Below are 6761 nucleotides of genomic sequence, written 5' to 3' on the forward strand. Positions count from 1 at the left end.
CGCGGAACCGGTCGGCGACCGCCGCGGCCCACGCCTCGCGCGCTGCGGCGGCGTCCGCGGCGGCGCGCAGGTCGGCGGCGGAGCGGCGGTCGTCGTCGTCCAGGACGGCGCCCGTCCCGGTGACCCGGCGGCTGCGCCGCACCGGGCCGGTGACCAGGAACGCGATGCCGACCAGCGCCACGAGCAGCCCCAGGACGGCCAGCAGCGTCCCGACGTTGCCGAGCGGGACGCCGTCCGCGCCCTCGAACAGCCGCTGCAGCCACGCCCACAGCTGCGAGAGCAGGCTGGGGCGCTGGTGGTACACCGGGTCGGCGAGCTCGTTCTCGAGCCAGCGCCGCGCCTCCTCGGCGTCCGGGACGACCGGCACCTCGACGGGCAGCAGGACGCGCACGGACCCGAGGGTGCCGTGCGGGACCAGCGCGGGGACCGTCACCGACCGGCGTCCGCCGCGGCGCGGGCGAGCTCGACGTCCAGGCCCTCGCGGCGCATCCGGACGTCGATGTAGGCGAGGGCGATGACGCCGGCGAGGAACACCGTGCTCAGCGTGCTGGCGATGGCCGTGCCGACCGCCGTGATCGCGATGGACGCCGCGCTGAGGCCGAACGGGTCGTTCAGCGCGAGCGTGGTGATCAGCGAGATCGGCAGCACCACGATGCTCGCGACGACCTGCAGCACGATGTACGCGAGCAGGTACATGCCGAGCAGGCGCCAGAAGCTCCCGCGCGTGAGCCGCCAGGCCCGCGCGACGGACGCCCAGAACCGGCCGCCCTCCAGCATGATCGCGGCCGGGGCGAGCAGCGTGCGCACGGTCAGCCAGAACGCCCCCGCGACGAGCACCAGGGCGCCGGCGAGGCTCAGCAGCACCACCAGCCCGGGGCTCTCCGTGGTGGTCCAGCCGAGCACGACCAGGCCGATGATCGCGGCCGTGCCGACGAGGATCACCACGGTCTGCAGGACGCTGAACGCCACGACGAAGAACACCCGCTTGCCGGTGCCGCGCAGCATCTCGGCGATGCCGATGCGCTCGCCGATCACCGAGCGGCTCACCGACAGGATCAGCAGGCCGGTGAGGATCAGCGTCGTCAGGGACGTGATCGGCAGGCTCGCGAGCTGCCCGAGCGAGGTGCCCAGCGATCCCGTGATCTCCTCGGTGCCCGACGCCGACCCGGCCAGGTCGTTCAACCACGCGTTGACCTCGCCCGCGACCAGCCCGGCGACGTACCACTGGACCAGGGCGCCGATCGCGGTGGCGACGGCGACGACCAGGGCGGTCAGGCCGAACATCGTGCGCGGGTTGTGCCGGATCGCCCGGAACGTGCCGTCGAAGATCTCCCAGATGCTCAGCGGGCGCAACGGGATGATCCCCGGGCGCGCGGCCTGCGGCTGGTAGGGGGTGGCGCCCCACCCGTACGGGGTGGGCGCCTGCGGGGGGTAGCCGCCGGGCGCGCCCGGCGAGCCCTGCTGGCCGTACCCCGGCTGCTGCCCGTACCCCGGCTGCTGGCCGTACCCGGGCGCCTGGGGGTAGCCGGGCTGCTGGCCGTACCCGGGTGCCTGCGGGTACCCGGGCTGCTGCCCGTACCCGGGCGCCTGCCCGGCCCCCGGTGCCGGGGGGTACCCAAGCGTGGGCGTCGGGGCGGCCGGCGGCGTCGCCGCAGGCGCACCGCTCGTGCCCGGCGCGGCAGGTGCGCCGCCCGTGCCCGGCGCCTGCCACCCGGCCGGCGCGTACTGGCCGTACCGCGGGGCGGGTCGTCCCTCGGGCGCGGCCGGGTCCTGCGGCGTCCCGTCCTGGGGGCTGCCCGCGTCGTGCGGCGTGCTCATCGGGTGGCTCCCTGCTGCTCGGGCGGACGGTGGCGCCTGCCGTGGACCGGCGTCGCGCGGACCCGTCCGGCGCGTCCGACGGCCATCGTGCCACGTCAGGCCGACGCGCGGCGGGAACGCCCGCCGTCCGGGTCACGGCTCGCCCGTCCGGGGGGTGCGGCGCGGTCCGGCACCCGTGGGACGTCCGCGGATGCCATCATGGGGCGATGAAGGGACGCGTTCTCGTCGTCGACGACGACACCGCCCTGTCCGAGATGATCGGCATCGTGCTGCGGTCCGAGGGGTTCGAGCCGGTGTTCTGCGCGGACGGGGACGAGGCTCTGGACATCTTCCGGGCGTCGCAGCCGGATCTGGTGCTGCTCGACCTCATGCTGCCCGGCAAGGACGGCACCGAGGTCTGCCGGTTGATCCGGGCGGAGTCCGGGGTGCCGATCGTCATGCTCACCGCGAAGGCGGACACGGTCGACGTGGTGCTGGGCCTGGAGTCCGGCGCCGACGACTACATCGCCAAGCCGTTCAAGCCGAAGGAGCTGATCGCGCGGGTGCGGGCGCGGTTGCGGCGCAGCGACGAGCCCGCGCCGGAGCACCTGCGCATCGGCGACCTGTCGATCGACGTGACGGGCCACCGGGTGACGCGGGACGGCGCGGCGATCTCGTTGACGCCGCTGGAGTTCGACCTGCTGGTCGCGCTCGCGCGCAAGCCGTGGCAGGTGTTCACCCGCGAGGTGCTGCTGGAGCGCGTGTGGGGCTACCGGCACGCCGCGGACACCCGCCTGGTGAACGTGCACGTGCAGCGCCTGCGCTCGAAGATCGAGGCCGACCCGGAGCGCCCGGAGATCGTCGTGACCGTCCGCGGGGTCGGGTACAAGGCGGGCGCGACGACGTCGTGAGCGCCGCCCCGCCCCGGCCCCGGGGCGCCGCGTCGGGGGCGGGCCGCCGGGCCCGGCTGCTGCGGGTCCGGCTGGGCATCCGCGCGCGCCGACTGACCCGGGCGTGGCGGGGGTCGCTGCAGGCGCGCGTGCTGACGCTGACGCTGGCGGCGGGGCTGACGGCGCTGGTGGTGCTGGGCGGGTTCCTGTCGGTGAGCGTGCGGGACGGCCTGTTCACGCAGCGCGTCGACCAGGTGCTGGACGAGTCGGCGCGGGCCGCCGCGCAGGCGCAGGAGACGTTCGACGCGTCCACGGCGACGACCGCGCCCGAGGTGCAGCTGCTGCTCAACGACATGGCGCTCGCGCTGCGGTCGGGGGGCTCGGGGGAGCGGGAGGTCTTCATCCTGCGGTCCCGCGGTCAGCAGCAGCCGATCCTGGTGACCAGCGCGACGACCGACTCCGAGCTGGCGCGCACCCTCGTCTCCGACCAGCTGCGCACGGCGACCGCGCGGGACGAGGGGCAGCGCTGGGAGTCCGTGGCGTGGCCCGCGTCCTCGTCCGCGAGCGGGCGGCTGGAGCCGGGCATCGTGGTGGGGCAGGTCGTCACGGTGCCCGCGGCGGGCTCCTACGAGCTGTACTTCCTGTACTCGCTGCAGTCGGAGCAGGAGCGGCTGGAGTTCCTGCAGGGCGTCCTCGGCATCGGCGCGGTCGCGCTGGTCGTCCTGCTGGTCACGATGACGTGGCTGGTGACGCGGCAGGTCGTGCGCCCGGTGAGCAACGCCGCGCACGTCGCCGAGCGCATCGCCGACGGCCGCCTGCACGAGCGGATGGCGGTGCGCGGCGAGGACGAGATGGCCCGCCTCGGCCGCTCGTTCAACGACATGGCGGAGAGCCTGCAGGACCAGATCGTCCGCATGGAGCACCTGTCGGCGATGCAGCGGCGGTTCGTCTCCGATGTCTCGCACGAGCTGCGCACCCCGCTGACCACCGTGCGGATGGCCGGCGAGATGCTCTACGAGTCCCGCGAGGACTTCCCGCCCGCCGTGCGCCGGTCCGCCGAGCTGCTGCAGCAGCAGCTCGACCGGTTCGAGGACCTGCTCGGCGACCTGCTGGAGATCAGCCGGTTCGACGCCGGCGCCGCCGTCCTCGACGCGGAGGCGCGGGACGTCCGGGACGTCGTCGCGGCGGCTATCGACCAGGCCGTCCCGCTCGCGGCCCGCAAGGGGTCGTGGCTGTCCGTCGTCGAGCCCGCCGAGCGGTGCGTCGCCGACGTCGACCCCCGCCGGGTCGAGCGGGTGCTCCGCAACCTGCTGGTCAACGCCATCGAGCACGCCGACGGCACCGACGTGCGCGTCACCGTCGGCGCCGACGACCGCGCCGTGGCCGTGACCGTCCGGGACCACGGCGTCGGCATGACCCGGGACGAGGCCGCGCACGTCTTCGACCGGTTCTGGCGCGCCGACCCCGCGCGCGCCCGCACCACGGGCGGCACCGGGCTCGGCCTCGCGATCTCGCTGGAGGACGCCCACCTGCACGGCGGCTGGCTGGAGGCGTGGGGCCGTCCCGGCCGGGGCGCGAGCTTCCGGCTGACCCTGCCGCGCCGCGCCGGCATCGTCCTCGACGGCTCGCCGCTGGACCTGGCGCCGCCCGAGGACGACGACCCCGTGGTGGACCCGGGCGAGGACGCGGTCGGGCCGTCGTCCCTGCCCGACCTGCCGCCCACCACCGGCTCGTTCGACGTCGTCGCCCGGGCCCGCGAGGCCCAGCAGGCCGTGGCGCGCGCCCGGCAGCGCGAGGAGCACGCGGCCGGCGCCGCGGGGGAGGACCCGAGATGACCCGTCCCACGACCGCCCGGGGGCTCGCGGCCGTCGTCGCGCTGCTCGCCCTGCTCACCGGCTGCGTCGCCATGCCCACCTCCGGACCCGTCGGCGTGGGCGTCGAGCGCGTCAGCGACCAGGGCGCCGTCGAGCCGCTCGGCGACCCCCCGCCGCAGGACGGCACACCGGAGGACATCGTGCGCGGGTTCCTCGGGGCGAGCGCCGCCGGGTTCAGCCGCGACACCACCTCCGCGGACTCCGCCGACGACTTCCGCAACGCCCGCGAGTACCTGTCCGGCGAGGCGCGGCGCTCGTGGAGCCCCCGGGACCGCGTCGTCGTCTACTCCACCGCGTACAGCCCCGTGATCCGGGTCGACGGGTCCACGGTCACCGTGTCCGTCCGGGTCGCCGCCCGCATCGACGGCGAGGGGCGGTACGTCCAGGGTGGCCCGGACACCCAGGAGCAGCTGGAGTTCCAGCTGGTGCAGGACTCGGAGCAGCAGTGGCGCATCTCCGGGCTGGAGGACGGCGTCGTGCTCTCCGAGCCGAACTTCGAGGCGATCTACCGGTCCGCGACCCTGTACTTCCTGTCCCAGGACGGCGAGTACCTGGTCCCCGAGACCCGCTGGTTCCCGCTGCGGAACCTCGCGACGAGCATCGTCCGCGCCCTCATCACCGGGCCGTCGCCGTGGTTGCGCGACGCCGTGCGCACCGCGGTCCCCGAGGGTGCCGTGCTGCAGCCCGACGCCGTGTCGGTGGACGAGGAGGGCGTCGCCGCCGTTAGCCTGTCGTCCGGGGGGCTGCCCACCGAGCCCGAGGACCGCGCCCTGCTGCAGGCCCAGCTCGAGGCGTCGCTGCGCATCGCCCGGGTCCGGACCGTCGACGTCACCGCGGGTGGCGTGCCCATGGACGTCGAGGCCGCCGAGCTCGACCGGGGGCAGGACTGGGGCGACACCGTCGAGGTGGTCCAGGACGACGCGCTCGTCCAGCTGTCCCAGGGCTCGCTCGTGCCCGTCTCCGACGTGACCTCGTTGGCGGGTCTCGACGCCCGCGACCCCGCCCGCGACGGCGAGGGCGACGTGCGCGTCCTGCTGTCCGGCCCGGACCGCCTGGTCACCGCACCCCGGCAGGGCGCTCCGTCCCGGACGCTGCTCCAGGGACCCCAGCTGGTCGCCCCGTCCGTCGACCGCCTCGGCTGGACGTGGACCGCGTCCGGCCGGGACACCGGCGAGCTGATCGCGGTCGACCCCTCCGGCACCGCCGTCACCGTCGAGGCGGAGTGGTTGCAGAGCCGGACCGTGCAGTCCCTGCGCGTCGCCCACGACGCCTCCCGGGTCGCCGTCGTGTCGCTCGGGACGGACGGGGTCCGCGTCGACGTCACCTCCGTCGTCCGGGACGGGTCCGGCACCCCCCAGATGCTCGGTGACGCCTGGCGCACCGGTCTCACCCTCGTGGACGCGACCCGCGTCGTCTGGGTCGACGAGTCCACGCTCGGGGTGCTGGGCCGGTCCGGCAGCGCCACCACCGCCGTCTACCACCTCGTGCCCGTCTCCGGGCAGGTGCAGGCGCTCCCGCCGCTGGCCGACACCGTCGACATCGCCGGGGGCCGGGGCGCCAGCGCGCTGTACCTCACCAGCACCGAGGGCGAGCTCTTCGCCCGCGAGGGGGCGAGCTGGAAGTCCGTCGCGACCGGGGTGCGCGACCCGTCGTTCGCGGGCTGACGCGGGCGTCCGCGCCAGGGCCCCGGGGCCGGGCGCCGAGCCGTCCACAGGCGGGGGCGGTGCGCGAGCACGTCGCGGGCTGGGGACGACGGGCGGGCGGCCGCCGACGCCGGGGGCACCGTGGACGCGTGCACCTCGCCCCGCCCCGCGCCCCGTCGCCCGCCGCCCCCGGCGGGCGGTTGGCCGCGCTCGGCCGGGACCTGCTCGACCTCGTGCTCCCCGTCACCTGCCTCGGCTGCGGCCTCGCGGGCGCGCTGATCTGCAGCCGGTGCGCGGAACCGTGGTCCGGGCCGCCACGGCGGTGCGAGCACGGGGCGCCGCGGCTCGACCGGCTCGACGGGTCGGTGCTGCCCGTCTGGGCGCTTGCGGAGAACCACGGCACGGTGCGCCGTGTCGTCGTGACCTGGAAGGACCGCGGCCGGGCCGACGCGACCCCGGCGCTCGCGGCCCTGCTCGGCCGCGCGACCGCGACGCTCACCGGGCAGCACGGCACGGCGTGGCCGGGTGGCGCCGGGCCCGCGGCCGGAGCCGTGCCG

General features: G+C 76.1%; 4 protein-coding genes and 2 pseudogenes. 4 read left to right on the plus strand and 2 right to left on the minus strand.

Annotated features, from left to right (window positions below; genetic code table 11):
- Both EBM89_RS18805 and EBM89_RS18810 read right to left on the minus strand, forming a co-directional pair.
- Positions 1 to 433: pseudogene (locus tag EBM89_RS18805) on the minus strand (DUF4129 domain-containing protein); the annotation flags it as partial.
- A complete protein-coding gene (locus EBM89_RS18810; protein ID WP_122151150.1) occupies positions 430 to 1818 on the minus strand; it encodes a DUF7847 domain-containing protein in 1389 nt (462 codons plus the stop codon). The gene EBM89_RS18810 and the pseudogene EBM89_RS18805, both read right to left, overlap by 4 nt.
- 206 nt (positions 1819 to 2024) lie before the next feature.
- Between EBM89_RS18810 and mtrA the strand changes: the two genes are divergently transcribed.
- The 4 genes and pseudogenes from mtrA to EBM89_RS18830 form a co-directional block, all read left to right on the plus strand.
- Complete coding sequence (gene mtrA, locus EBM89_RS18815) at positions 2025 to 2708, plus strand: MtrAB system response regulator MtrA (protein ID WP_122151151.1); 684 nt, start codon at positions 2025 to 2027, stop codon at positions 2706 to 2708.
- The gene (gene mtrB / locus EBM89_RS18820; RefSeq protein ID WP_233571854.1) at positions 2705 to 4522 is read left to right on the plus strand and encodes an MtrAB system histidine kinase MtrB; all 1818 of its coding nucleotides are present in this window, start codon (positions 2705 to 2707) and stop codon (positions 4520 to 4522) included. The genes mtrA and mtrB overlap by 4 nt, the downstream gene beginning before the upstream one ends.
- Positions 4519 to 6225, plus strand: coding sequence for an LpqB family beta-propeller domain-containing protein (locus EBM89_RS18825; RefSeq protein ID WP_122151152.1), 1707 nt, complete (start codon positions 4519 to 4521; stop codon positions 6223 to 6225). Before mtrB ends, EBM89_RS18825 begins: the two co-directional genes overlap by 4 nt.
- Before the next feature lie 128 nt (positions 6226 to 6353).
- A pseudogene (locus tag EBM89_RS18830) lies at positions 6354 to 6761 on the plus strand (hypothetical protein); the annotation flags it as partial.

It is taken from the genome of Cellulomonas triticagri (genome assembly GCF_003696205.1).
In the GTDB taxonomy this organism is placed as follows: Bacteria; Actinomycetota; Actinomycetes; order Actinomycetales; family Cellulomonadaceae; genus Cellulomonas; species Cellulomonas triticagri.

Bases quoted from the DNA above. Each gene is read 5' to 3' on its own strand.
- EBM89_RS18810 (WP_122151150.1), bottom strand. From the start codon at position 1,818: ATGAGCACGCCGCACGACGCGGGCAGCCCCCAGGACGGGACGCCGCAG.
- EBM89_RS18825 (WP_122151152.1), top strand. From the start codon at position 4,519: ATGACCCGTCCCACGACCGCCCGGGGGCTCGCGGCCGTCGTCGCGCTG.
- mtrA (WP_122151151.1), top strand. From the start codon at position 2,025: ATGAAGGGACGCGTTCTCGTCGTCGACGACGACACCGCCCTGTCCGAG.